The sequence below is a fragment of the Vibrio sp. 1F263 genome, assembly GCF_041439035.1.
Taxonomy (GTDB): Bacteria; Pseudomonadota; Gammaproteobacteria; order Enterobacterales; family Vibrionaceae; genus Vibrio; species Vibrio tasmaniensis_A.
In genome coordinates, this window is the sequence record NZ_JBGONI010000039.1 from 18,423 (window position 1) to 41,046 (window position 22,624).

A 22,624-nucleotide genomic window follows, 5' to 3' on the forward strand; every position below is an offset into this window, starting at 1 on the left:
TAATAACGAATAACCAAGCGCTAACTTCGATAGCAAAAATAATTCTGGCAAAAAAGTATTTTTGATATCGTCGTGACATATTTTTGATAGTTAATTAGTATTTTCTAATTTTCAACTAGTGATACAAAAAGAAATTTTACATTAAACACATGAACGTGGTATTTTTAAAGTTCGCTTGATTTACATTCCAACCAATAAGTGCGACATGCTTTATTAAAGCACCTGGGGATAGCCATATATATTCAAAGGAACTGATGCTTACATAATAAAAAACCCAATGACCTTATTTTAAATATACCTAGAACTAGGATATCCTCCAACGCATTAAACATAATAATAAAGGAAAATATTACTTCCTAGTAATTATTATAAGCCTCTAGGTTTAAGTTGGTATATACACTGCCTTGCGTAAAGATATATCGCTCTTCCTTTTTTGCGATAATCTCACCTTGATAACGCAATATCGCGCGCACTTTCATCTCGCCATTTCCAGCTTGAATCGGAGCAATAACAAACGAGTATTGAACGGGTAACTGAACCCCTTGATACTCTTGTTGTAAAACAGTAAAACACTGACTATCTAAAACCTGACACACATCGACGCTTAGAAATGTACTCACTGGAGCGGTGTAATTATCAAACGTTATCCAACCAAATAGTGCTCCTTGAAGATGATTAGAAAACCCATTTGACACTGGGTTTTTGGTTGCACAACCGCTTAGCATCAATGCAAGGAATATTAAGCAATAAGAGTTCTTTTTCATAGGAGACAAGTATTCATCTAAATTGTCAGTGACAAAGTTATGGTTACCCATGGCATCAAAGCGGTTTAATCCAGTAATAAGGGGCATTTCGCTATACTCGCTATGGTTATCCGTTGTTATCTATCAAGGGCTGGAGCAATTTGACCACTGCAATTAGTATCATCAATACAGAGACCCCCCTTCGTATGGAGCACGCATAGCCTCTTTGCACGGTCGCGACTATCTACTTATGAAATACATCGTTTACTGGCACCATTTAGAAAAGGGCAATCGTTGCTTTGGCAGTTCGCCAAAGTAAATCAAGCAATCATGCTTCTCAAAAACATAACTGACCTCATCATATAATGCGCTGAACCCTCGATATGCAACATGCTTTCTATCCGTTCTTGCTAACTATCTATATTCTAATGAAATATCTTTATAAATAAAGGATGAACTCGATTGCATCACTTTTACACAAATCAATAAAATCAATAATTTAACAACAAAAAAATAAAAAAAAAGTCCTAGATACCACTTAGTTTTATCCTTATTACCCGCCATCACTCACAACGAAGGGAATACATTTCTGTCGTAAACAGGTCTTGTTAGCTAAAGTTAACAATCCAAAATTATAATTTATTGACAGCAGACGACTTTGTTGCGTAATTCAGTTTTAACCACTCGTTAATCCTTTATATCGACAAATTCTTGAGTTTAAACTTCTTCTATCCAGCTAAAATTGAAGCGAGCCAAGGCGAGCAGATCATGACAAGAAACGAAATGCGTCAAACGCTTTTTGAGTATATATAGGTTGATTACTATCGAACGCAAAGGCAATCTTACGATCACCTTTTGTATTCATCATTCCTATTCATCTAGATAGATTCACAAATAGGTATTCTGGTGAGTCTATCTTAAAGGTTGGCAATGAACTGCTGGTTAAACTGAGCGTTTACTTTGCGGTTAAGCTGTTCGTATTTCTCGGTCAATTCAATTTGTTGAGTCTGTAGTTGACCGGTGGTCAGGTTAGCAGTGTGAAGCTGACGCATCTCTTCCATAAAGCCATTTGTTAGCTGGCTAAAGATGGCATCTTTGCCGATGATAAAGCTAGTGAAGTTCTCTTTTACAAACGCTTGTTCATCGCTACTCAAGTTTTCTAGACCAAGGCGAGCTTGATTCGCTGAGGTCACATCATCAAACGTCGCTTTTGCCGGATCAGTACCAGGATTTAAGTACGCTGCTTCATTTTTGAAGTCTTCTGCTGTATGTGTTTGTGCGTTTTCAATCAGCTTTTGAGAGGAGCCTCTTACTTCAAATGTAGACTGTACTGGCTTGTGGTCGCTGACATTATCAAACCCTTCAGTGATAACACTGGTTTCATGGTTTTGTAAGTTGCCTGTTTTATTTGTTAAGCCAGTATTATCGAGCTCACCGAAGTCAGGTCGGTCACGACCTTCTTTTTGTTTAATATTACCAGTGTGCTTATCAAGCTGCATGTAAGTGTGACTATTAAGAGGATTGAACTTAAAGCCATGCTTGGCTAAATGCGTATCATCATGTGCGACTGGATCGTACATCACATCAGAACCTTGAGCGGTGCGTTTTTCACGCTCATTCAGATCACCAGTGATCAGAACCTCTTCATGCGGTTTGCTCCCTTCCATCAACTTGTTACCTTCGAATTCACGTTTGACTTCTTTGTTAGAATCCAAGTGTGCAGAAATGACGTTTAGAGCTTGACCATTGATCTCTAGAGCCGTTTTTACGCCACCTTTGTTACCAGTGATACCCATGAAGAATTCCATGTTTCGACCACCGATACCATGACGGTATTCAGACTCTTTTTTGACGTTAATATCGACGCCGTCTTTTGCAAAAACGGACATTGAAGTGTAGCTAACACCTTCACCAAGACCTTTCGTCATAACTTTCATTTTGTTTTGACTCAGAAGGTTCATACCATCAAGCTCAAGATCGTTAGCAAGCAATTTAGACTCTTGTTCCGCAAACAAAACCACATCATAGTCACCTTTTTGAATCAGGTTCTGGAAGTAGTTCTTTGTGTCTTCCGGCATCTTTTGGTTTGCTTGGTTATAGGTCAAAGTTAAGACCTTAACGTTGCCGCTGCCTTCTTTTTTATGCAGTTGTTGATTCATCTGATTCAGCTTTAAATCACCGTTTTTTGAAGAATCGGCTTTACTAAAGAAACGATTAAAAAAGCTTCGGTTTTCTTTTTGTTTTAGAGTAACGTCACCATCGCTATTTTTAGTTACGCTGTACTCTTTACCAAATACAGAACCAAATTTAACGGTATCGCCTTCTTTGGCGCTACTTTTAATATTTTGAATATCTGCGAGGTCTAAATTACCTCGATGCTGGCTATTAATTTGAATTGTAGACATACATTAAACTCGTATTTTAAATAAGGGAACTTAAACAAAGATCCCAGCAGGAAGTGTTTCTGGGATTGTCTCTGCGTTATCCGCTTGCTCAATAAAATGGTGCCATTGCTCCATTCTTTCTAACAGTTGCTGAAAAGTGTTCTGCACATAATCTTGAGGTTTGTTTGAGAGAAAAATAACCTTGTAGCTCGTTAACCTTCGGCTATCAGGCATTAGACCGATACCGAAACCACCACGGAAAGGTTCCAGAGCATGTTCACCAATCGCGATAGCAATCGTTTCTGGAAGAGGGGTTGGCAACTCCACAGGGCTGGTGAGAGACATGTGTAAGCTAATGGTGGTTTCGTTCTTAAATACGGTTAAGAAAAGTGCTTCATCATGATTATTCGTATCCGATGATAACTCACATTGAAATAATCCGTTTTCATCAAAATCCACGCCGTTACCTAAAAAACTGATACTTTCCTGATAAATATCCATTGTGTTCCTTCTGTGTATTTTTCTGAGGGTTCTTATTCGTAGTGAGAAGAATTATAAAGATGAGGGAATGGCAAGATATTAAATACGGGCGGAAGTTTTTATACTCAATGAACTTTAAGAGGCTTTGATGCTTAATTTAGTTTAGAGACAGATTCGCACCGTTTCGTGTGCTTCTTAGTCAATACGACAAGTTTTATAACCCAGTAAGCTTGTTCAACGCTTTGCTCATCGCATAAGTTTCACCCACCTGTGCATTGTAATTTCTTAAGCTCATCGTCCTCCTAGTAACAGAGAATGAATGCATTGTTGCTTAAATCAGTTGAACCTTTTCCAAGTCTTGTGATCTGATCCTTTATGGTAGTTAGAACGGTGGTGACATGGGTAAAGCGGAAAAGAAGATAACTAACTGGGCGGAATACAATAAGGCTCTGTGCAAGCGTGGTAGAGGTTTCCAGTATTCTGATACCGCGATTGAAACTGCCTTGATGATTAAGGGGATCTTCTATCCGCCATTACGTGCTCTTCAAGGCTTTATTGGTTCTATCTTTGAGCTATTGGATGTTCCACTGACGTCCCCTGACTACACCTGTATCAGCAACCGTTCGAAGACAGTTCAGGTCAAATATCGCAATAAATCCAAAGGAGCTATTCGCCATATAGCGATTGACTCGACTGGTCTCAAAGTTTTTGGCGTCGTTGAACCTCAAACTGATTTGATCAACAACGCCGAGAATGAGTGGATTCCACACATCGCGGAAAATCTAAAGTAAAATGGCTATGAACTTATGCTAGGAGTGGGTTTTATTATTGGGTTGATAATCGCAACAAAGCGTAGATAAGCGTGTCAATGATCTCCTCAAGGAAGAGTTCTTGCTGACTCAGGACAAAAATCTTAACGAGTTAAAACGCTTATTGAAGAGTTGATACATACGTCTAACGAAATTAGGCGGCATTTCAGTCTAGGTGTGAATTTGCCAAATAAAATGCATGAAAAAAGCCAGTAACTTGCATTACTGACTTACTAAAAATTGCCAACCTACTTTAGAAGAAGGGGACTCTAATCCGCAGTGGTTTTAAACGGTAGGAGCAGATGCTCGCCATGCTTGGTTTTGGCTATCAGCAATTGAGCGAAACAGATCCCGCAGCTCTTTAAGCATACTATCTTGAAAACCAATATTTTCGTCAGCTTTCTGTTTCAATGCTTGTGCACGTGTCGCTAGAACTTCATCTTCTTTACCGCGAGCCTGAGCTTTAGTTTGCTCTACATTTGATGCTGAGTTTGCCATCTGACTAAGAGACTGAAGAATCGAATTTCGCGCTTGATTAGAGGTGGTAGCTTTGTCAAACTTTCGCCCCCCTTTTGTCAATTTATCAGTCAAATTACTAAGACGGTCTTGCCCGACATCCTGAACACGCTTTAACTGTTGCTGTTGAGTTTTCGATAACCCACCATTGTTCAACAAATCATTAGCCTTATCTACACCAGCTTTTTGTGTTTTCAGTAATGTATTAGTCGATGCTTCCGCTTTAATTTGTTTACCAGCTTTAGCAGAACCTATTCCGCCCAAAATTGCCGTTACACCGGCTAGAACTCCTGAAACTACAGCCATTGCGATCATCGCTTTAGCAGATTTATTTAGCTCTTGTGCTTGACTCTTAAGGCTCGCTACATTCGCTTCAACCGCGATTTCACGTTCAAGTGTTTGTTGTTCTCGGCTTAACTTCGAAACTTGGTACAGTAAGGTCATCAAAGCAAGAGATTCCGAAACCGTATTTGACGATGATTGAGTTCCAGATTGACCATGAAGTGCTTTTTCTAGGGTTTTCATAAGCAGATTTGCTGTTGGTGCCAAAGCGGTCATCAGCTTTTCAACCACGCGAGCTTGTTCTCCACTTTTCGGCGCTTTAGGTCTTTCCAAAAGATAATGTTTAGCACCTGACACCGCCGTCTCATCGTTACCACGAACCGCTGCTTCGGTTTTTGTCTCGGGGGCTTTTTCAACCTTAGTCGTTTTATCTATCTCACCCAAACCGTATAGATCTGCATTCCCAGTCTTACCAATTTTATCTAACATAAATTCTCCTTAAACCGTCGCTGGACGATTCATTACCGTTTCCATCGTTTCGCTTTTCGCCTGAATCATCTGCATGATGACATTCATCAACTCTTGGAAACCTTCCATCATCTTAGCGATTTCTTTTTTAAGCTTATCAATAACCGATTGAGTCAGCACCTTCTCCGCTTTCTGCTGAGTAAGATCCGCATTAATTTCTGTCACTTTAGCTTTATTATTGGAATGAACACTATCGGCAGAGCCTTTACCAACATTAGAAAGAAGATCTAATGACTCTGCAGCAAATCGAATACCTTTAGCTGTCGTCGTGGCTGCTTTAGAACCCATATCTGCAACTTTTGCCATATTAGCTGCCGCTTTAGTCGCAATATCAGTGATTTTTTGTGCTACTTTACTGGCACTTTTCCCCGCCAATTTAGCAATACCGCCCGCAGCCGCGCCGCCAAACGTCACAACAGCCCCAATAACCGCAACCGCAATCTCTAAAGCCATCATAACTTTGCTGAGAGCATCGACATTAATGCCAGCTTCTTTCATTGCATTTTGAACAGCTGGTTCTTGCATAGCCATACTGACTACACCCAATACACCACCGGCAATCATTAGTGCACCAGCTGCTGCTCCAACACCAGTTGCCACCATTACAGCGCCCACTATAATCGAAACTGCGGCACTGACCCACCCAAATATCTTGGAAACCAGACCCGATTTTTTCGCTTCTTTAGCCGCAGCTTCAGACTCTTTGAGTTTTTGTTCGTTATCCTTTATTTCTTGTTCGTGTTTCGCTTTCGCTACTTTTACTTCTTGGATCTTAAGCTTGTTTTGTACGCTCTTCAGTTTGTCTGTGATAGCAGCTAGCTCTACCTCAAAGTCATCGGCTGACCCTGCCAGGATTTTCACTGCTAGTGAGCCCGTGTTGTCGGCGACCGCATGTAAAACCTTGGCAATCGAATCAACGATTTTTTGTAGTTGATTCATGGCTTTCAGCGTTAATTCATTGACCTTATCGCTAACTGCAGCGTTCGGTGCATCAAGCTGAACTTTAACTTTACCAGTGTTCGGTACTTCAGATTTTTTACCTTTTACGTTTTCAACCGTTACTGAAGCTGACACGTGAGATGCAGTCTTAGTAACCTTATCTAACATTGTTTGACCAGAATCCGGTAAGTATGCCTGACTCTGAGTGCGGTCTAGTGCGATAGAATTCATATTCTAGTTACTCCTTTTGTTTTTCACCGCTTCTAACATGATGCCTGCGCGTTGATGCAAATCTGCATACTCTGGTTTTCCGGCAGACATCCCCTTCGCGCTGTAAAACCCACTCTCTGCCTCTGTTAATTGCTCAAGTTTTAGGTAACACTCTGCAGAGTGGAAAGGTGGGCGTGGGTCATTAATATCTACAAGCGCTGCATAACTGTAGGCGTCAATCGCCTGCAGGTACTCACCCAGTTCTTGACGAGCAGCTCCTAAACCAATAAAAAATCGTGCTTGGTAGTGGTCAAGCATGCTAAGCAGTTGGAATATCTTACCGGCTTGCTCTATTTTTCCTGATTGGAAAAAATTGAATCCAACAGCGTAAATGTGCTCAATGGTATCTGCTGATACATCGTGCAGCATTTTTAACGTTCCACCTTCCTCAAGAAACGAAAGGAGTTCCTCTGCTTGCATTTGAGATGGGTCAGTTACCGGGTTTTGTGTAGTCATGGTTATTTATCCTTAAATCGCTCGTAGGATTGCTTGCAAAATATTGTGGTACTTTTGAACAAATTTGTTCATAGCTTCAACAGTTGCGTTGTATTGGGAACTGATGTCGCTTAACGCAGTAGTTTTTAACTGTACAGAATCGTTAATTGGCTTCGACTTACTTGAAACCGAGCTAGAAAAATTACTAAGGTATTTGTTATCTGTATTGTTATAATATACATCGCGACTAACAGTCACTCCTGCATGCTCTAAAAATTGTTTGTGAGTAAAGTATTTAACTCCATCAGAACCAACCCTTGGAGTTATATGTTTTTCTAAATACTTAAACTCCTTACCTTTTTCAAACTTTTGTTGAGTCTCATATCCGAAATGTTTATAAGTAAAATGCTGCCTGTCTGGATAATAATGCCCACCACCAGTACTTGAGTTAATTATCTCCGATAACTTTGTACTGATGGTAGTCTGGACTTGACCAAATATTTTTAGTTTAGTCGTAAGCTCTTGGAGTTCCTCTTTCTTCTCGTTACGCTTTTCAAGACGGTTCACTCGACGCTCATTTAAAGAAAACAGCACGCGCTCATCAAAACGATCGCCAATAGTCGAATCAATCACAGATAACAAATCACGAGAGGTTAACGAGTGCTCAGCTTTAACATCTGCTTTCCTTTGACCGTCAGTCCCTACCGTTATTTTCTTTTCATCTTCTGTGATTTTACTTAAACGAGCTTTCAGAGCGGCTAGGTTACTCATCATTTTTTTATGACGAGTGGCAAAGTCGATACCAACATCTTTCCTCAACATCATTTTTTCAAACTGAAATCTTATATCTCGTGCTGTATGCTGTTTTATTTGGTCAACCTGTTGTTGTGGAGTTTGGAACTTCTGCACTTCGTGAAGACTGCTATAAAAGGCATCGACTTGAGTGTTTATAAGACTCACAGCCATATTCGAGAATAAGCTAGAGAGCGTTATATCCGTAGATGAGCTCCTTAGCTTTGCAATTGCCGCATCAAGTACTATTTGCAGCTTACTAACCGAACCTGCTCCATAAGCATTTGCGTATTGACCTTTTACTTGGTTCACCAGATCGTTCAGCCCTCCTCTAAGCTCCTGCTTAGACATACCTGGAAGCCAAGTGATTTTATTTGCCAAAAGTTGTGCATCACTGCCACTTAGCGTAAGACCTGCATTATTTAAAGATCTAGTAAGCTGTGCTAAAACTGCTGCTTTGAAGCTTTCTTTCGTTAATAAATAATCCGAGTTATTTAGCTCGTTGATGTCTACCGAACCTAGATTGCGAAATGCATTACGCAAAAAAGAAATAGCGTTCTCACGAACCTTACTAGAGCTCATTTGCTGAGAAAGTGAATTTATAAACACACTGATCTTCGCAGTAGCTTGTTTAAGTGCATCGGCATCTAAGTTAGCTATTTGTTCTTCTTGGGTACTCTGGCTTCCTAAGCGGAACTGATTGATAAAGTCTGTAGGGAGCGAATTGTCTACCTTGTCACTTAACTGCTTTTCGAACCAAGTTCGGAATTGGTAAGTAAGTGTTTTGTTGACTCCGTTTACCAAGTCTTGAGGTGAAATCTGACCATTCACCGCTTGATTTTGCAACGATTTCATCCAATGAGCAGCAGTATCAACTGCAGCAGTGCCAGTAAATGCTGCTTGTTTTTCTAGTAGTTTCCTCAATGAATTGGCATAAAGATCAAGGCTATCTTGTTCACTACGCCCTAACACCTTAGGCAATTGACTAATCAACGCCTTCAACTTAGCCGCATTTGGCTCCCCTAAAATATTAGCCAATTTATCAGCCAAACGATCCTGAAATGAGGTCTGCGGCTCTGGTCGAGGTCCTACCCCACCTACTGGGTTTCTTCTGTTTATATCCGTCATTTAAAAACCTTTAAATTACTATGCCACGAAGTAACACAGGCCGCTTGCGCCTAGAGCCTTCGGCATTAGTGCCGTGGAGCGGATGTTGTTGTTGTCTGCGGCGTTGTACTTCCTCGAGCAATTCATGTTCTGCTTGTTTCATCAGTTTGGGATCGGCGTTTAACCCATCAAGCAGAATATTTCCTGCTACTGGACCAACACCTAATCCTTCAAGTAGTTCATTGAACACTTCAGCTCTGTCATCTGCAGTAAGGATAGCAAGTTCTGATTTTTCAATGGTTTCGGTAAAGGGTTGCTTCATCTTGATACCTATATTAAAGCGAAGCATCTATTAGATGCTGTCAGTAACAGTCGAGAGTTTTTACTTTCTTTCTCTTTTTAAGTGGGCGGTAGTCACTCAGGCGCAAGTAGTACCAATCATCTTGTTCATCGTGACTCGCACCACAGGCTCCCAAATAGAATTGCGCTAATCTTTGGTTACTCATATTGCTACCACGCAATACGTCAACGTTGCCACGAATGATCCAGTTGAGTGGGTACAATCGGATAGCATGTTCTGCGAGTAAAAACAGTGCAGAGAAAGGATTGCTCAAACCTTGGTTTGGAGTAATTCTTCGCAACAAAACGATGATAATTTCACCATCGTCTACTCGGAACACGAGCTCCATACCGTCGTATTCGTAGCGATGGCCAAGTAAGATAGTGCTTTTCTGCCAGAAATAAGGCCTCACTTTGATTCCTGACGTCACTAAAGACTGACTGAGTACACATGCCATTACATTCCCACCCTGCCTAAAGGTTGAATATTAATTTGTTGCGTTAGTTCTTGAAAAGACAGCACTGGCAGATCGTAGTATTCAGATTCAATCAATTTTCGCACGTAACGGCGTACGTCCATTGACACCACTAACACTGGTTTATTTGGCATACGGCTCAAATCACCAACTGCTTGCTTAACGTCGCTGACAAACTGTTGAGTAACGGAAGGGTCAAGCGCTAAGTAACTGCCCGACGAAGTCTGACGAATACCGTTACGGAGCATATCTTCCAAGCTCTGATCTAACAGGTATGCTGGCAACATATTTTGACCGCTGGCGTACTTGTAACAAATATAGCGTTTCAAACTTGAACGGATGTATTCAGTCAACTGAACCACGTCTTTTTCTTTTTGTCCCCACTCCACCATTGCTTCTAAGATCACTCGTAAGTTACGAATAGAAATATCCTCAGAGACAAGGCGTTGTAGGATTTCCGTCATTTTTTGCAAAGGCACAATACGCTGTGTCTCTTTTACTAATTCGGAATAACTGCCTTCCATTTGCTCTAGCAAATAACGAGTCTCTTGGATACCGATAAAATCTTGGGCGTACTCTTTTAGCACATGAGATAGGTGGTAAGTCAAAATACGGTCGGGAGTTAAAAAGCCCACTTGGCTGTTTTCTAGTTTTACTTTATGACTGTGGTCTACCCAAATACTCGAAATTCCCGGTAGAAAATCGTCATCTTTCTCGTAAGGTATACCAAGCAAATCGATCTGCTCATTATCTTCTGTCACCAGCAGTTTTAAGCTTTGAATCCGACCGCGGGCAACTGGCACTTCTTGCAATTGAATCAAGTATTCACCGTTGCTCATCCCTTCGTTAAATCGTAAGTGAATCCCCGGGAACGGCACGCCGAGATCTAGGTACAACGCTCGTCTTACTCGTGCGAGCTCATCATTCAAAGCGACGGCTTCTAAGCTCTCTTGTAAGCGAGCATCCAAATCGATTAGCAGCGGTACCGTCATAGCGAACTCTTCTTGTTCACCTAGTTTTCCTTTGCTGTTGCGCTGAGGTGCCGCTTTGTTCGATTTGGCGGCTGGCGAGCCCGCGCCTTGGGCAACAAAACTTGGTAAGTCGGCACTGCTTAATTTACTTTGTTGTTTTTTGTTATGGAGTAAGAAAAAGCCGCCACCACCGACTACAATAGCAAGAACAAAGAAGGTAACCTTCGGGAAACCGGGAATAAGCGCAAACAACACTAGCAACACACCGCCAATCAACAAAGCTCTTGGTTGTGCTGTAACCTGTGCTCCGATATCTGAGCCTAGGTCAGAGGACTCTTCATTCGAAACGCGCGTCACAATAATACCGGCAGTAATCGCGATAAAGAGAGCCGGAATTTGCGATACCAGGCCATCACCTACGGTCAAAACAGCAAATAGCTCCAATGCTTCCGACGCTGACATGCCTTTTTGAGTCACACCTATGGTTACACCGCCAAGAATATTCACCACGATTATCACCAGACCAGCAATAGAGTCTCCTTTTACGAACTTCATCGCCCCGTCCATAGAGCCGTACATTTGGCTTTCTTTTTCAATCACTGAACGGCGATGACGCGCCTCATGAACATCGATTACCCCGGCGCGCATATCGCCGTCTATACTCATTTGCTTACCCGGCATCGCATCAAGGGAGAATCGAGCACTGACTTCCGCTACCCTTTCTGAACCTTTAGTAATCACCATAAACTGAACGATTGTGATGATCAGGAAAACTACGATGCCCACGACCAGGTTACCACCCACGACGAAGTTACCAAAGGTAGAAACGATTTGACCAGCATCACCTTGCAGCAGGATAAGTCGTGTTGTAGTGATAGAAAGTGACAAGCGAAATAGTGTAGTGATCAACAGAACCGCTGGGAATGCAGAGAACTCTAGGGGGGATGTAATGTAGATAGCAATCATCAATAAGACGACCGCTATACTCATGTTGGTACCGATAAGTACATCCACCAATGTCGTAGGTAAAGGCAAGATCATCATAAAGACGATTGCCAGTAGCATCACGGCAAGCATGATGTCTTTACGCTGCCCAACCTTGTTAATAATATCGATCAACTTATTCATTTGGTTCACTATTTAGAGATTTTATATAACAGCGATGAGCGCGGCGCGCGCCCTCAACATCATCTTGTTTCCAGCGGGCTTGGCTAAGACAAAACCATAAACCAGCTTCATTAGAGTTGTTGGCTTCCAACAAGCTTTCGCACAGTTCGATTGAACGAGCGTACCGCCCTAAATCCAGGCATGCTACCGCTAATGTTTGGCGAGCTTCTTTATGCTGAGGTTCGATTTCCAACAGCGCTTCGAGTAACATAATTGCTTGTTTAGGTTTTTTATATTGAACTTGGAGAGCCCCGTGGATAAGCAATAGCTCCACATCTTTTGCTTGTAACATGGGAGTTAAACCTGAATCAGTAGATTCAACGCCATGGTGAGATAACGTTGATCTAATTGAGTAGTTTGCAACGTTTCCGCTGCTTGAGTTAGCGTATGAGAACCATTTTTCTTCGCCAAGTCTTGAAGTCTTTGCAGAGTTATATCAAACTGCTGACGGTATTTTTCTGGGCGAAGTAAGTCTGTATGTGTAATCTTTGGCTTAGCGAGTGGCATCAAGTACTGCTCTGAAGGGCGAAGTTCATACAATTTCTCTAGGTGCGTCGCGATGGCTTGACCGTCAGGTAGCAGTTGAAAACGTTGTGGAAAGTCGCTTTCGACTTGCTCAAGAGAGATATGAGCAAAACTTTCAATACCAACGTTTAATGTACTAATCCGATTCATGAGTTCACCACGTCGTTATGCAAACGAACTAGCAACGCGAATGCTTGTTCTATGGTTGGTAAGGTAACTTCATCGCCTTCAATTTGCGCTGAGAAAACTAACGCTTGTTCATCGAACAGCCCAGTTTTAATAGTGAATGGCCACCCTTGCCCTGAATGACAAAAGCTCAGTGCCTTTTTAATTGACTCATTAGATTGATGCCATGGCAGCGCTTTTACCAACATAAGAAACAAACAATCCTGATATGTCTCAAGGTACAAGGTGCCGCTTTGTTCAAAGCTCAACTGAACACGTCCAGCCGACGAGAAATTTACGGCTTCAAGCCCCATTCCTCGGCAAAAATCATCCACTGACGCATCAATCCAATTCATCGTTCCAAATTTCCTCTTCTTCTAAATCAATCGCTTCATCAAGCACTTTTTGTATTGCTTGTATTAGGTTTTGCCGCTGTTCTTCGTCGTTAAACACATCAATGGAAATATGCCGAACTAAGTTGTGCAGTTCTCGTAAAAAACTAATTTGTCGCTCAATGGCCCCCAACTTCATGGCGTTCACTAAGTTCCATATCTCTTCGCTTCCCACCCAGCGCTGCTCAACTAAGTCGATGACATCCGACATTAAATCAGTAACTTGATAAGCCATGGCTTGCCTGCTGAGGTTTAAACATCTGATAGATATTACTAACTTGATCTTGAAGGGTATTCAGCGTCTTAAGTTTTTGCATATCTGACATCAAAAGCTGCAGCTTAACCGAATCAATATTACTGCCTTGAACACTTAAATCTGCACTCATACCTTGCAACATAAAGTCGACGGCGGTGGACACCTCTTTTTCACCAAATCGCTCAACCACATCCTTGTATGCCGAGCCTAAGCCTTGGTAACTGTGTACTGTGTCACGATAGAAACCGCGTAGTTGGTGCAAACTGCTAAAGTCTTGCTCTTTGCTATATTCATCAGCAAAGCTCGACACACGAATCTCGGTATCAATCTGAGACCAAGAATCTGGATTTTGCTCAAAGTTCAGAAGGGCTTGGTCAATCAGCGCCAACAGATTCTTACTTTCTGGGTTCGCTCCGAGAAACTTTTTTACCGCCTTTAATGCAAGGTACTGGTGACTCTTCTCTTCAGAAAAGCCATTAAGGTAAGCTTGTAGCTGCGCGATCGTTGATAAGTTGCCACCCGCCATCTTGGTAGCAAGGTCTTTGATCTTTTGGTTCTTCTCAAGATCAGGAACTTTCCTTAAATATTCAGACACCAACTCATGAGCTTCATTAACCCGAAGACCACCATCTTTTACTTTACGTTTGGTTAGATCTTTTTCTGCTTTTTCTGAGCCTAATGACGTCAGCTCCTCCATTGCGTCAAATAATGATTGAGTAGCATTGTGTACTCGGACGCTCTCGCCTCGATAGTTTCCACCAATTGACTCCCCAGAACGTACGTACTCATGACCGCTTCGAATTGGCGTGTCAAACTTGTTACCCGTTGCAATTTGATTGTTGATAATACTCACTCATTTGCACTCCTTTCGTACAATATGACTTGAGTGTAAATGTTGTATTTGCAATAGGCTGTCAAAATCAGACGTGTTTTTTTAGGGCATTTTTAGTTTTCTAAAAACTCCCGACCAATAGTCACTATAAATACTGCCCCATCCTTTCTACTCTATCACTACCAGTTATTACGCATATTTCCTAAATTGAACGATTTCTCATACATCACCGAAACGCAACAATCTGCTATCAGACAAACTCGTTTGATACAAATCCGCGGCCGAGTTACTCAAGTTACTGGCACCATCATCAAAGCCGTGGTTCCTGGTGTTCGTGTTGGGGAACTTTGTGAGTTGCGCAACCCTGACCAAACCTTGTCGCTTCTCGCGGAAGTGGTTGGTTTTCAGCAACATCACGCGTTACTTACTCCACTTGGAAACATGCTTGGTATTTCCTCCAACACCGAAGTGAGTCCACTTGGAAAAATGCATGAAGTAGGCGTTGGCAACCACTTGTTAGGTAAGGTACTGGATGGACTGGGTCGCCCGTTTGATGGCACCCAAAATAAAGAACCGAGTGCTTGGTATCCAGTTTACAAAGATGCACCGCCACCGATGCAACGAAAATTGATCGAAAATCCCATCTCCATGGGGGTTCGTTCGATAGACGGATTACTCACCTGCGGCGAAGGACAAAGGATGGGTATTTTTGCCGCGGCTGGTGGTGGTAAAAGTACCCTACTCGCCAAGTTCATCCGCTCCGCTGACGTTGATGTCACAGTTCTCGCCCTTATCGGCGAAAGGGGGCGTGAGGTTAAAGAATTTATCGAACACGACCTTGGTGAAGAAGGCATGACAAGGGCGGTGTTAGTCGTAGCAACCTCAGATAGACCTGCAATGGAACGTGCCAAAGCTGCGTTTGTGGCCACCTCCATCGCAGAGTACTTCCGTGACCAAGGTAAACGCGTCCTACTGCTTATGGATTCTGTCACTCGCTTTGCCCGAGCTCAACGTGAAATCGGCTTGGCAGCAGGTGAACCACCAACACGACGAGGTTATCCGCCTTCTGTTTTTGCTGCATTGCCAAGACTGATGGAACGTGCTGGCCAATCAGACAAAGGCTCCATCACCGCTCTGTACACCGTACTTGTAGAAGGTGACGATATGACAGAACCAGTTGCCGACGAGACCCGATCAATACTTGATGGTCACATTATTCTTTCTCGGAAACTGGCCGCAATGAACCACTACCCAGCCATTGACGTGCTTCGTTCAGCAAGCCGTGTAATGAACCAAATCGTGGATAAAACTCATCAAGCATCGGCAGCTCATATGCGTGAAATGCTGGCAAAATATGAAGAAGTTGAACTGCTGATTAAAATTGGCGAATACCAACATGGTGCTGATAACCGCGCGGATATGGCCATTGATCAAAGTGATGATATCCGAGCGTTTTTACGTCAAGGCACACACGAAACAAGTGAGCTCGACGAAACCGTGACTCAGTTACAAGGACTCGCGGGCTTATGATCGAGCAGTTACTAGAGATCAAAACGATTCGTGCCGAGCGAGCTGACAGTGCAGTTCAGCAGCAAGAGTACCGAGTCAACAACGCCCTCTCTATAAGGCGAAAATCCGAGCAGTCCGTAGTCGATTATCACCAATGGCGAAAAGAAGAAGAAGAGCGACGATTTACCAAAGCGAAGCAGAAAATGGTGGTGCTAAAAGAACTCGAGATATTGCGACAAGAAATCGCACTATTGAGGGAAAGAGAAGCCGATTTAAAGCAGCGAGCCGCTGAAGCCAAAAAAGTATTGGAGCAAGAAGCTCAACGGCTCAAAGAGAGAAAAAAAGAAGCAATCGCCGCTCATAAAACCAAAGAAAAATTCATTCAGCTAAACGAACAAGAAATCGCTGAACAAATACGTCAAGTGCAGTACCAAGAAGAGCTCGAACAAGAAGAGTTTCGTAGTGCCATTGTTTCATAGAAGGTAAAAATGCGAGTCAAACACGATCACCCAGACACAGCAGGATTTCCCAAAAAGGTTCGACAGAGTCCCGCGACTAACGTCTCGGAAGAACTTGAGTCTATCTTTAACAATGCTCTGAAGCCTAAAACTCAGCCAGCCAATCTTCAGCAAAAGAGTGCCAAAGACCAAGCTGATTCAACGGATTCAACGGATTCAACGGATTCAAGCGCATCTCTTGATGGCTTGTATCTCGATCCCAAAGACATTATTGACGGTTTCCCAAAAGGCTTGAATACTCAACCAGCGCCAATCCAGTTTGATGGTAAAGCCGCTACCTCTGTGCAAAACGTCTTGAATGGTCAGCGACTAAAGCCCGATACGACAGTAAAAGAAGCGGTAACCTTAAGTAACGCGCAGATTAACACAGAAGCGAAAGCTACGTTGTCCGCATTTGAAGAGAAGCTAAAACCCTTAAAGCGCATTGATTTACATCATTCAACCTCTGAAGTGGGCACCAAACTGCACTCGGCGGCGAATATAAACCAACCGACTACTCAAGGTGATGTGATCCTAAAGAGTATGGAAGCGCAAACACCTCGCAGCTCGGCAAGAAACGTGAACGATCTGATTAGTAAGTTGGTCGAAAAGATCTATGTTTCTCTCCCAACAGCGAACGAGAAGGAGGTCCGACTGTTTCTCAATGAAGGTCAATTGAAAGGTGGTGAGATCTCCATTAAGCACGACAGTTCTGGTTACAGCGTCTTAATTAAACAAGAGCATGCCCTTTCGCTAATCAACCCAAACGCTAAACAAGAATTGGTTGAGCGCTTACAACGCTTGGGGATTGAACAACCGATTCGAATCTCAATCAGCGAGCAAATGAACCAACAACAAGATCAACAACGTTCTCGACAACAACGCAGTATTTATGATGAATGGAAGCCTGAGGACGAATGATGATACTTAATTTCCCTAAAGTCGACGCATCAAGCATCTCGCTAAGCAATCAACTATGTGCGAAACAATGCCACTTTCAAGATAGCCTGAGCAACAGCCTGTCGGTTACGCTAGGGCCAAAACCTCAATTTACTGGCTATCGTTTGGCGTTATTCATTGGAGGGCAAACGATCAAAATAGATTTTTGTGGTGCGCAATTACAGTTGTGGTTACATGACATGCTTGACTCAACGGCTTTTGAATCACTACCAAACTCATTGCAATTGGCGTTACTCAATAGCCAGATTGAACCATACACCGATGTGATTAAACGTCTTTTTGGGCAGCTTCCTGTCTTAAGCAAGTTACAACCTCTTGAACAGCAAACTCAGCAAGAGAATGTATTGATGCTCACCATCAACCGTGATGACGCATCTCTTAGCCTCTGGGTGCATGAAGGTCGAGATGTGCTACTTGGCGCGTTGCCACAAGCACCATCTTACCTAAGTCAAAATATTGCACTACCATTCTGGTTGAGTTTTGGCAAAACACGTTTGGCAGTCAGCCAATTCGAGCAACTGGAATTGGGGGATGTGGTGTTTTTCGATGATTGCCACATCGCACAACATCAAGTGCTCTTTCAGATATCCAATCAAAACCTTTGGCGATGCCAACTCGACGAAACCATACTCCACATCCTAGATAAAGAAACCAATATGAACGATATCAATAGCTCTGAAGTACTTACCGACCACAAGCAACTGCCAATTGAACTCACTTTTGATGTTGGTCAGCAAACCATAACTTTAGAACAACTTAACGCGCTACAACCTGGCTTTACCTTTGAGCTTAACCAGCCAATTTCAAACCCGGTCACTATGCGAGCAAACGGAAGAATTATTGGTGAGTGTGAACTTGTGAGCATCAATGAACGCTTAGGTGTTCGCGTTCTCGAATTGTTTGGCGGTAGTCAGGAGCCAGCATGATCCAGTTACCTGATGAACTGAACCTAATCGTCACGCTCGCCCTACTTGCTTTGGTTCCTTTCATTGCAATGATGGCGACCTCTTTCGTAAAGCTTGCTGTGGTGTTCTCTCTATTGAGAAACGCACTGGGTGTACAACAAATACCACCCAATATGGCGCTGTACGGATTGGCGATAATTTTGTCGATCTTCATTATGGCACCAGTAGGATTTGAAACCTACGACTACGTTACACAACATGAAATATCCCTAGAAGATTCCGACAGTGTTGAAGGGCTGATTGAAAGCGGACTGCAGCCATATCGAGAGTTTTTGAAAAAACACATCCGTGAAACTGAAACGGTGTTTTTTACCGATGCTGCGAGAACCTTGTGGCCACAGAAGTACTTCGACCGCTTAGAGTCAGACAGCTTATTGTTGTTACTCCCCGCCTTCACGGTCAGTGAACTAACTAGGGCATTTGAGATTGGTTTCTTGTTGTATCTGCCCTTCATCGCTGTCGACCTAATCGTGTCCAACATCCTACTGGCAATGGGGATGATGATGGTATCGCCGATGACAATTTCGCTACCATTCAAACTACTGCTTTTTGTGTTACTTGACGGTTGGACCAAGCTAACTCATGGCTTAGTACTCAGCTACGGATAGTGAGGAGAGAAATATGAATCCGGCCGAAATAATCCACTTTGCCACTCAGGCTTTAACGCTTGTTCTATTCTTGTCGCTGCCACCGATTCTGGTTGCGGCGTTTGTTGGCACCTTAGTCTCACTCATCCAAGCACTGACTCAAGTTCAAGAACAAACGTTGGGATTTGTCGTTAAACTGATTGCCGTCATAATTACCTTGTTTGTTACCGCACAGTGGTTGGGCGCCGAGCTGCATTCGTTTGCAACATTGACCTTAGATAAAATCCCGCAAATACGATGAGTTACGATGATTTGCACCACGCACTGTTCCTGTACAGCTTAACGCTTCCTAGGTTAATGGCTTGTTTTATATTCCTGCCGATCTTAAACAAGCAAATGCTGGGTGGCACCATGGTGAGAAATGGAATCTTGTGTTCTCTTGCACTTTTTATATTTCCTATAATTAATCAACAAAATTTACCTGCAGAAACGGATGGAATCTGGTTAATGGTTATCTTGGGGAAAGAGGTGTTATTGGGTCTGCTCATTGGCTTTATTGCGGCGATCCCCTTTTGGGCAATCGAGGCGGCAGGCTTTCTCGTGGATAACCAGCGAGGCGCAGCCATGGCGAGCATGTTTAACCCCACCCTCGGTTCGCAATCGACGCCAACGGCGGTATTGTTGACTCAAACTCTGATCACTTTGTTCTTCTCGGGCGGTGGCTTTGTCACTTTTCTTTATGCGCTATTTTCCAGTTACTCGTCATGGCCTGTGATAGGTTTTTTTCCAACCATAACAGAAGGGTGGGCACGCTTTTTCTACGACCAATTTGAGCAATTAATGTGGCTTGGAGTTTTGATGTCTGCGCCTATAGTACTGGCGATGTTCCTTGCCGAGTTTGGGCTTGCGCTCATCAGCCGATTCGCACCACAACTCAACGTTTTCTTCTTGGCAATGCCGATCAAAAGTGCCATCGCCAGTGTGTTATTGATTGTGTATCTGGCTCTGATGATGAACCACTTTCAAGCACTTTTCTCTGAAATCGCACTGTTCTCAGAGCAGCTAAACACTATTTGGTAATCGCTAGAGTCTGCTTATCTCTCGAACTTATTTTTGCAGCGACTTGTAGATTGTTCTTGCAAAAATAGATGCTTTGAAATGTGGTAACTCTATTCGATAAACCTATAATGCAGTGGAAAGAAACCACAAACGCCGTCCAAAGAGTTCAGCTAAAACGTTTTACTCTTTGTTGAGAGGGATTTACTTAGAACGATTCGGCGAAAAGGAATTAGCCGTCCGCCTCTCACCTGATTAAAACGCTTTATCTCGAACAAAATTCAACCAAAATAAATAAACAGGTCCTAATAATGAGCGGAGAAAAAACTGAACTCCCCACCCCAAAAAAACTCAGGGATGCCCGCCAAAAAGGGCAAGTTGCAAAAAGTCAGGAAATCATTTCATCTTCATTGATTCTGTCTTTGATTGTCGTGTTGTTTGCATTCGCCGATTACTATATGTCGCACATATCTGCCCTAATTTTACTGCCAAGCAAATTGGCATATCAGGGCTTTCAAGATGCACTACTCGACGTAGCTATCGCCATCGCCAAAGAAATGGTTTATCTGCTTGCGCCGATCCTCTTGATTGCAACCTTAGTCGCCATCATGGCTAACATGGGACAGTTCGGCTTTCTATTTAGTGGCGAGTCTGTCAAACCGGACATCAAGAAGATCAATCCAGTCGAAGGGGCAAAGCGAATTTTTTCGTTAAAGAGTATCATTGAGTTTATTAAGTCCATTCTCAAAGTTTCGTTACTTTCATGCATTATTTGGATAACGCTGAAAGGTAACTTAAACACGTTACTGCAGATACCTACCTGTGGGTTAGAGTGTGTACCGATCATCACTGGCGTATTAATCAAACAATTGATGATTATCTCTGCGGTAGGCTTTATTGTGATTGCCGCAGCCGATTTTTCTTACCAAAAGTTCGACCACACTAAACAGTTAAAGATGACCAAAGATGAAGTGAAACGTGAATACAAAGAGATGGAAGGCAGCCCTGAAATAAAAAGTCAACGTCGTCAACTGCACCAAGAAATGCAAACTTCTAACCAAAGAGATAACGTTAAACGCTCGAATGTGCTGGTTACAAACCCAACACACATTGCCATCGGTTTGTACTATAAAAAGGGCGAAACACCTCTGCCTGTGATTACCCTAAAAGAGACTGATGCGATGGCAAAGCGTATGATTGCGATTGCCAAAGAAGAAGGGGTTCCGGTGATGCAGAAAGTACCGCTCGCACGTGCGTTATATGCGGATGGGCAGTTAGACCAATACATTCCTGGCGATCTTATTGAAGCCACCGCAGAGATCCTGCGCTGGGTTGCGTCTCTGGAGCAATCTGAAGAGCAATAAGCGAGAAAACTATGTGGTTCAAGGTAAATATCGCTAGTACTCGACTCACTCAACTTGAAGATACAATTTTTAAGACATGAAAATGATCCATTTCTCCGTAAGCTATTGGTTGTGCATTACACCAGGCTCAATCGTAGAGCAAAGAAAGTAGAGGTCTCATTTAAGCCAAAAACGAGAAAAGCAATACAGCACCTAGCCATTGATGCGACTGGCCAATGGTTGATGGCGAAGGTGAATGGAAAGTCAAAAACGCAAGACAGATGGCAAGCGGAGAGTTTGTCGATATCGTATAACTCAAAGCATGAGCCGTCGTGGTAATTGTTGGAACGCCTGTTTTGAAAGCTTTTTCCACTCAATGAAAGTAGAAGCTGTCCAAGACGAGCCGATAATGATGCGAGAAGAGATGCTTCAAGCACTCTTTGAATACATCGAAGTTGTTTATAATCGAACAAGAAGGCACAGGGCTCTTGGGTATCTAAGCCCAATTAACTTTGAAAAACAATATGTCGCTTAATACCTTCTCCAGTCTAACTGGAGCAGATCATTAGGGCGAATGTCAAAGCTATAAACAAAGTCATAGGACTAGGTATGCCTGTTAGAAGCTAACTATTAGTCAAATATGGCGTCGTTGAACCTCAAGCTGATTTGATCAACAACGCCTACAAGAACAGATTCACACGATTGAACATAATGATAGTGGCTATATACCCAATCAACTTGAAGATGCAGGCTTGAGAACTTGAATTTATCATTAATTCGAGATGTCAAAGAGCCTGCGATCTCTGGAAGAGTCACAGTAAAAAATTGACCTATTGCCGCCTTGAAGTCCCGTTTGCTTTTGAAGTAAACATTGTTCCTCGACTTCTCATTCATTACTTTCCATAGCCGCTCTATTGGGTTTAGGTTTGGGCTATAAGGTGGAAGATAATGCAGTTCGATATTTAGGACAAACGCCGCATCTTTGACTAAGTCACTGCGGTGATATCCTGCACCATCTAAGATGATATGAAGCTTATGGGCTAACAGATAGCTCTCTCTTAACTTACAGAAAAAGCGAACAATACTTTCACTGTTAATGCTTTCGTAATCGTGAACAATGGTGGCACCAATATCCGACAGGTTCAGTGCACCAATAATGTTCAATCTGCTGCGATCACCCGTTGTTTCAATCACTTTATCCTGACCAGTACGTATCCAGCCATGAGATATTTTGGTTGATAAGGTGTAAGCGTGCCATGAACACCGCATTCTAATCCTTCAGCACGAAGAATAAGATCA

At 42.7% G+C, this 22,624-nt stretch carries 23 protein-coding genes and 3 pseudogenes; 10 read left to right on the forward strand and 16 right to left on the reverse strand.

From position 1 onward, the window contains the following. Positions 1 to 356 precede the first annotated feature (356 nt). The 3 genes from ACED25_RS19400 to ati1 all read right to left on the reverse strand — a co-directional run bounded on the left by ACED25_RS19400 (position 357) and on the right by ati1 (position 3,628). Positions 357 to 851 (reverse strand): YscW family type III secretion system pilotin, encoded by a 495-nt coding sequence (locus tag ACED25_RS19400; protein WP_017096461.1) that lies wholly within the window; start codon positions 849 to 851, stop codon positions 357 to 359. 809 nt (positions 852 to 1,660) lie between these two features. Continuing rightward, positions 1,661 to 3,148, reverse strand: a complete 1,488-nt coding sequence (locus ACED25_RS19405) for a VPA0450 family T3SS effector inositol phosphatase (RefSeq protein WP_017096459.1) — start codon at positions 3,146 to 3,148, stop codon at positions 1,661 to 1,663. A gap of 30 nt (positions 3,149 to 3,178) precedes the next feature. Next, a complete protein-coding gene (gene ati1 / locus ACED25_RS19410; protein WP_017096458.1) occupies positions 3,179 to 3,628 on the reverse strand; it encodes an Ati1 family type III secretion system chaperone in 450 nt (149 codons plus the stop codon). 377 nt (positions 3,629 to 4,005) lie between these two features. On the opposite strand from ati1, the pseudogene ACED25_RS19415 reads away from it, so the two are divergent. Continuing rightward, positions 4,006 to 4,320, forward strand: a pseudogene (locus tag ACED25_RS19415) (transposase); the annotation flags it as partial. Positions 4,321 to 4,701: 381 nt separating this feature from the next. Here ACED25_RS19415 and vopD read toward each other — a convergent pair. Genes vopD through sctW form a run of 12 tightly spaced genes read right to left on the reverse strand, consistent with a single transcriptional unit; the run spans position 4,702 to position 14,429 of the window. Continuing rightward, the gene (gene vopD / locus ACED25_RS19420) at positions 4,702 to 5,703 is read right to left on the reverse strand and encodes a type III secretion system translocon subunit VopD (protein ID WP_371695899.1); all 1,002 of its coding nucleotides are present in this window, start codon (positions 5,701 to 5,703) and stop codon (positions 4,702 to 4,704) included. Positions 5,704 to 5,712: 9 nt separating this feature from the next. After that, on the reverse strand, positions 5,713 to 6,912 hold the full coding sequence (sctE, locus tag ACED25_RS19425; RefSeq protein ID WP_017096455.1) for a type III secretion system translocon subunit SctE: 1,200 nt from the start codon (positions 6,910 to 6,912) through the stop codon (positions 5,713 to 5,715). A 3-nt stretch (positions 6,913 to 6,915) separates the two neighbouring features. After that, positions 6,916 to 7,407, reverse strand: a complete 492-nt coding sequence (locus ACED25_RS19430) for a SycD/LcrH family type III secretion system chaperone (RefSeq protein WP_017096454.1) — start codon at positions 7,405 to 7,407, stop codon at positions 6,916 to 6,918. Positions 7,408 to 7,419: 12 nt separating this feature from the next. Continuing rightward, positions 7,420 to 9,306, reverse strand: a complete 1,887-nt coding sequence (locus ACED25_RS19435; RefSeq protein ID WP_017096453.1) for a virulence-associated V antigen — start codon at positions 9,304 to 9,306, stop codon at positions 7,420 to 7,422. A 10-nt stretch (positions 9,307 to 9,316) separates the two neighbouring features. Next, on the reverse strand, positions 9,317 to 9,607 hold the full coding sequence (locus ACED25_RS19440) for an LcrG family type III secretion system chaperone (protein ID WP_017096452.1): 291 nt from the start codon (positions 9,605 to 9,607) through the stop codon (positions 9,317 to 9,319). Positions 9,608 to 9,647: 40 nt separating this feature from the next. Further along, positions 9,648 to 10,082, reverse strand: a complete 435-nt coding sequence (locus ACED25_RS19445; RefSeq protein WP_017096451.1) for an LcrR family type III secretion system chaperone — start codon at positions 10,080 to 10,082, stop codon at positions 9,648 to 9,650. Continuing rightward, a complete protein-coding gene (gene sctV, locus ACED25_RS19450; protein ID WP_102249940.1) occupies positions 10,082 to 12,208 on the reverse strand; it encodes a type III secretion system export apparatus subunit SctV in 2,127 nt (708 codons plus the stop codon). The genes ACED25_RS19445 and sctV overlap by 1 nt, the downstream gene beginning before the upstream one ends. Next, positions 12,192 to 12,530: a type III secretion system chaperone VscY gene (gene vscY, locus ACED25_RS19455; protein WP_017096449.1), complete on the reverse strand. Its 339-nt coding sequence runs from the start codon at positions 12,528 to 12,530 to the stop codon at positions 12,192 to 12,194. Before vscY ends, sctV begins: the two co-directional genes overlap by 17 nt. A gap of 5 nt (positions 12,531 to 12,535) precedes the next feature. After that, complete coding sequence (vscX, locus tag ACED25_RS19460; RefSeq protein ID WP_017096448.1) at positions 12,536 to 12,913, reverse strand: type III secretion system protein VscX; 378 nt, start codon at positions 12,911 to 12,913, stop codon at positions 12,536 to 12,538. Next, the gene (gene sycN / locus ACED25_RS19465; RefSeq protein ID WP_371695900.1) at positions 12,910 to 13,284 is read right to left on the reverse strand and encodes a type III secretion chaperone SycN; all 375 of its coding nucleotides are present in this window, start codon (positions 13,282 to 13,284) and stop codon (positions 12,910 to 12,912) included. Before sycN ends, vscX begins: the two co-directional genes overlap by 4 nt. After that, a complete protein-coding gene (locus ACED25_RS19470) occupies positions 13,271 to 13,555 on the reverse strand; it encodes a TyeA family type III secretion system gatekeeper subunit (protein WP_017096446.1) in 285 nt (94 codons plus the stop codon). Before ACED25_RS19470 ends, sycN begins: the two co-directional genes overlap by 14 nt. Beyond that, positions 13,536 to 14,429: a type III secretion system gatekeeper subunit SctW gene (gene sctW, locus ACED25_RS19475; RefSeq protein WP_017096445.1), complete on the reverse strand. Its 894-nt coding sequence runs from the start codon at positions 14,427 to 14,429 to the stop codon at positions 13,536 to 13,538. The genes ACED25_RS19470 and sctW overlap by 20 nt, the downstream gene beginning before the upstream one ends. A 186-nt stretch (positions 14,430 to 14,615) precedes the next feature. Between sctW and sctN the strand changes: the two genes are divergently transcribed. The 9 genes and pseudogenes from sctN to ACED25_RS19520 form a co-directional block, all read left to right on the forward strand. Next, positions 14,616 to 15,938: a type III secretion system ATPase SctN gene (gene sctN / locus ACED25_RS19480; protein ID WP_017096444.1), complete on the forward strand. Its 1,323-nt coding sequence runs from the start codon at positions 14,616 to 14,618 to the stop codon at positions 15,936 to 15,938. Further along, on the forward strand, positions 15,935 to 16,396 hold the full coding sequence (locus tag ACED25_RS19485) for a YscO family type III secretion system apparatus protein (RefSeq protein WP_017096443.1): 462 nt from the start codon (positions 15,935 to 15,937) through the stop codon (positions 16,394 to 16,396). The genes sctN and ACED25_RS19485 overlap by 4 nt, the downstream gene beginning before the upstream one ends. Before the next feature lie 9 nt (positions 16,397 to 16,405). Further along, complete coding sequence (locus ACED25_RS19490; RefSeq protein ID WP_371695901.1) at positions 16,406 to 17,335, forward strand: type III secretion system needle length determinant; 930 nt, start codon at positions 16,406 to 16,408, stop codon at positions 17,333 to 17,335. Beyond that, positions 17,335 to 18,300, forward strand: coding sequence for a type III secretion system cytoplasmic ring protein SctQ (gene sctQ / locus ACED25_RS19495; protein ID WP_029223742.1), 966 nt, complete (start codon positions 17,335 to 17,337; stop codon positions 18,298 to 18,300). The genes ACED25_RS19490 and sctQ overlap by 1 nt, the downstream gene beginning before the upstream one ends. Continuing rightward, positions 18,297 to 18,947 carry a SctR family type III secretion system export apparatus subunit VscR gene (gene vscR, locus ACED25_RS19500; protein WP_017096440.1) on the forward strand — a complete coding sequence of 217 codons (651 nt, stop codon included), beginning with the start codon at positions 18,297 to 18,299 and terminating at the stop codon, positions 18,945 to 18,947. The genes sctQ and vscR overlap by 4 nt, the downstream gene beginning before the upstream one ends. 13 nt (positions 18,948 to 18,960) lie before the next feature. Then, positions 18,961 to 19,227 (forward strand): type III secretion system export apparatus subunit SctS, encoded by a 267-nt coding sequence (sctS, locus tag ACED25_RS19505; RefSeq protein ID WP_017096439.1) that lies wholly within the window; start codon positions 18,961 to 18,963, stop codon positions 19,225 to 19,227. Then, positions 19,224 to 20,006, forward strand: a complete 783-nt coding sequence (gene sctT / locus ACED25_RS19510; RefSeq protein WP_029222875.1) for a type III secretion system export apparatus subunit SctT — start codon at positions 19,224 to 19,226, stop codon at positions 20,004 to 20,006. The genes sctS and sctT overlap by 4 nt, the downstream gene beginning before the upstream one ends. A 287-nt stretch (positions 20,007 to 20,293) precedes the next feature. After that, complete coding sequence (gene sctU / locus ACED25_RS19515; protein ID WP_017096437.1) at positions 20,294 to 21,346, forward strand: type III secretion system export apparatus subunit SctU; 1,053 nt, start codon at positions 20,294 to 20,296, stop codon at positions 21,344 to 21,346. A gap of 114 nt (positions 21,347 to 21,460) precedes the next feature. After that, positions 21,461 to 21,860, forward strand: a pseudogene (locus tag ACED25_RS19520) (IS3 family transposase); the annotation flags it as partial. A 198-nt stretch (positions 21,861 to 22,058) separates the two neighbouring features. Here the strand turns inward: ACED25_RS19520 and ACED25_RS19525 are convergent. Beyond that, positions 22,059 to 22,570: pseudogene (locus tag ACED25_RS19525) on the reverse strand (IS630 family transposase); the annotation flags it as partial. Positions 22,571 to 22,624 lie beyond the last annotated feature (54 nt).

Excerpts from the sequence above, each read along its gene's own strand:
- sycN (WP_371695900.1), bottom strand. The coding sequence starts at position 13,284 with ATGAATTGGATTGATGCGTCAGTGGATGATTTTTGCCGAGGAATGGGG.
- vscY (WP_017096449.1), bottom strand. The coding sequence starts at position 12,530 with ATGTTACAAGCAAAAGATGTGGAGCTATTGCTTATCCACGGGGCTCTC.
- sctE (WP_017096455.1), bottom strand. The coding sequence starts at position 6,912 with ATGAATTCTATCGCACTAGACCGCACTCAGAGTCAGGCATACTTACCG.
- ati1 (WP_017096458.1), bottom strand. The coding sequence starts at position 3,628 with ATGGATATTTATCAGGAAAGTATCAGTTTTTTAGGTAACGGCGTGGAT.
- ACED25_RS19440 (WP_017096452.1), bottom strand. The coding sequence starts at position 9,607 with ATGAAGCAACCCTTTACCGAAACCATTGAAAAATCAGAACTTGCTATC.
- sctS (WP_017096439.1), top strand. The coding sequence starts at position 18,961 with ATGAATCCGGCCGAAATAATCCACTTTGCCACTCAGGCTTTAACGCTT.
- ACED25_RS19430 (WP_017096454.1), bottom strand. The coding sequence starts at position 7,407 with ATGACTACACAAAACCCGGTAACTGACCCATCTCAAATGCAAGCAGAG.
- ACED25_RS19435 (WP_017096453.1), bottom strand. The coding sequence starts at position 9,306 with ATGACGGATATAAACAGAAGAAACCCAGTAGGTGGGGTAGGACCTCGA.
- ACED25_RS19490 (WP_371695901.1), top strand. The coding sequence starts at position 16,406 with ATGCGAGTCAAACACGATCACCCAGACACAGCAGGATTTCCCAAAAAG.
- ACED25_RS19470 (WP_017096446.1), bottom strand. The coding sequence starts at position 13,555 with ATGGCTTATCAAGTTACTGATTTAATGTCGGATGTCATCGACTTAGTT.
- vscX (WP_017096448.1), bottom strand. The coding sequence starts at position 12,913 with ATGAATCGGATTAGTACATTAAACGTTGGTATTGAAAGTTTTGCTCAT.
- sctU (WP_017096437.1), top strand. The coding sequence starts at position 20,294 with ATGAGCGGAGAAAAAACTGAACTCCCCACCCCAAAAAAACTCAGGGAT.
- vopD (WP_371695899.1), bottom strand. The coding sequence starts at position 5,703 with ATGTTAGATAAAATTGGTAAGACTGGGAATGCAGATCTATACGGTTTG.
- ACED25_RS19485 (WP_017096443.1), top strand. The coding sequence starts at position 15,935 with ATGATCGAGCAGTTACTAGAGATCAAAACGATTCGTGCCGAGCGAGCT.
- vscR (WP_017096440.1), top strand. The coding sequence starts at position 18,297 with ATGATCCAGTTACCTGATGAACTGAACCTAATCGTCACGCTCGCCCTA.
- ACED25_RS19400 (WP_017096461.1), bottom strand. The coding sequence starts at position 851 with ATGCCCCTTATTACTGGATTAAACCGCTTTGATGCCATGGGTAACCAT.
- sctQ (WP_029223742.1), top strand. The coding sequence starts at position 17,335 with ATGATACTTAATTTCCCTAAAGTCGACGCATCAAGCATCTCGCTAAGC.
- sctT (WP_029222875.1), top strand. The coding sequence starts at position 19,224 with ATGAGTTACGATGATTTGCACCACGCACTGTTCCTGTACAGCTTAACG.
- ACED25_RS19405 (WP_017096459.1), bottom strand. The coding sequence starts at position 3,148 with ATGTCTACAATTCAAATTAATAGCCAGCATCGAGGTAATTTAGACCTC.
- ACED25_RS19445 (WP_017096451.1), bottom strand. The coding sequence starts at position 10,082 with ATGGCATGTGTACTCAGTCAGTCTTTAGTGACGTCAGGAATCAAAGTG.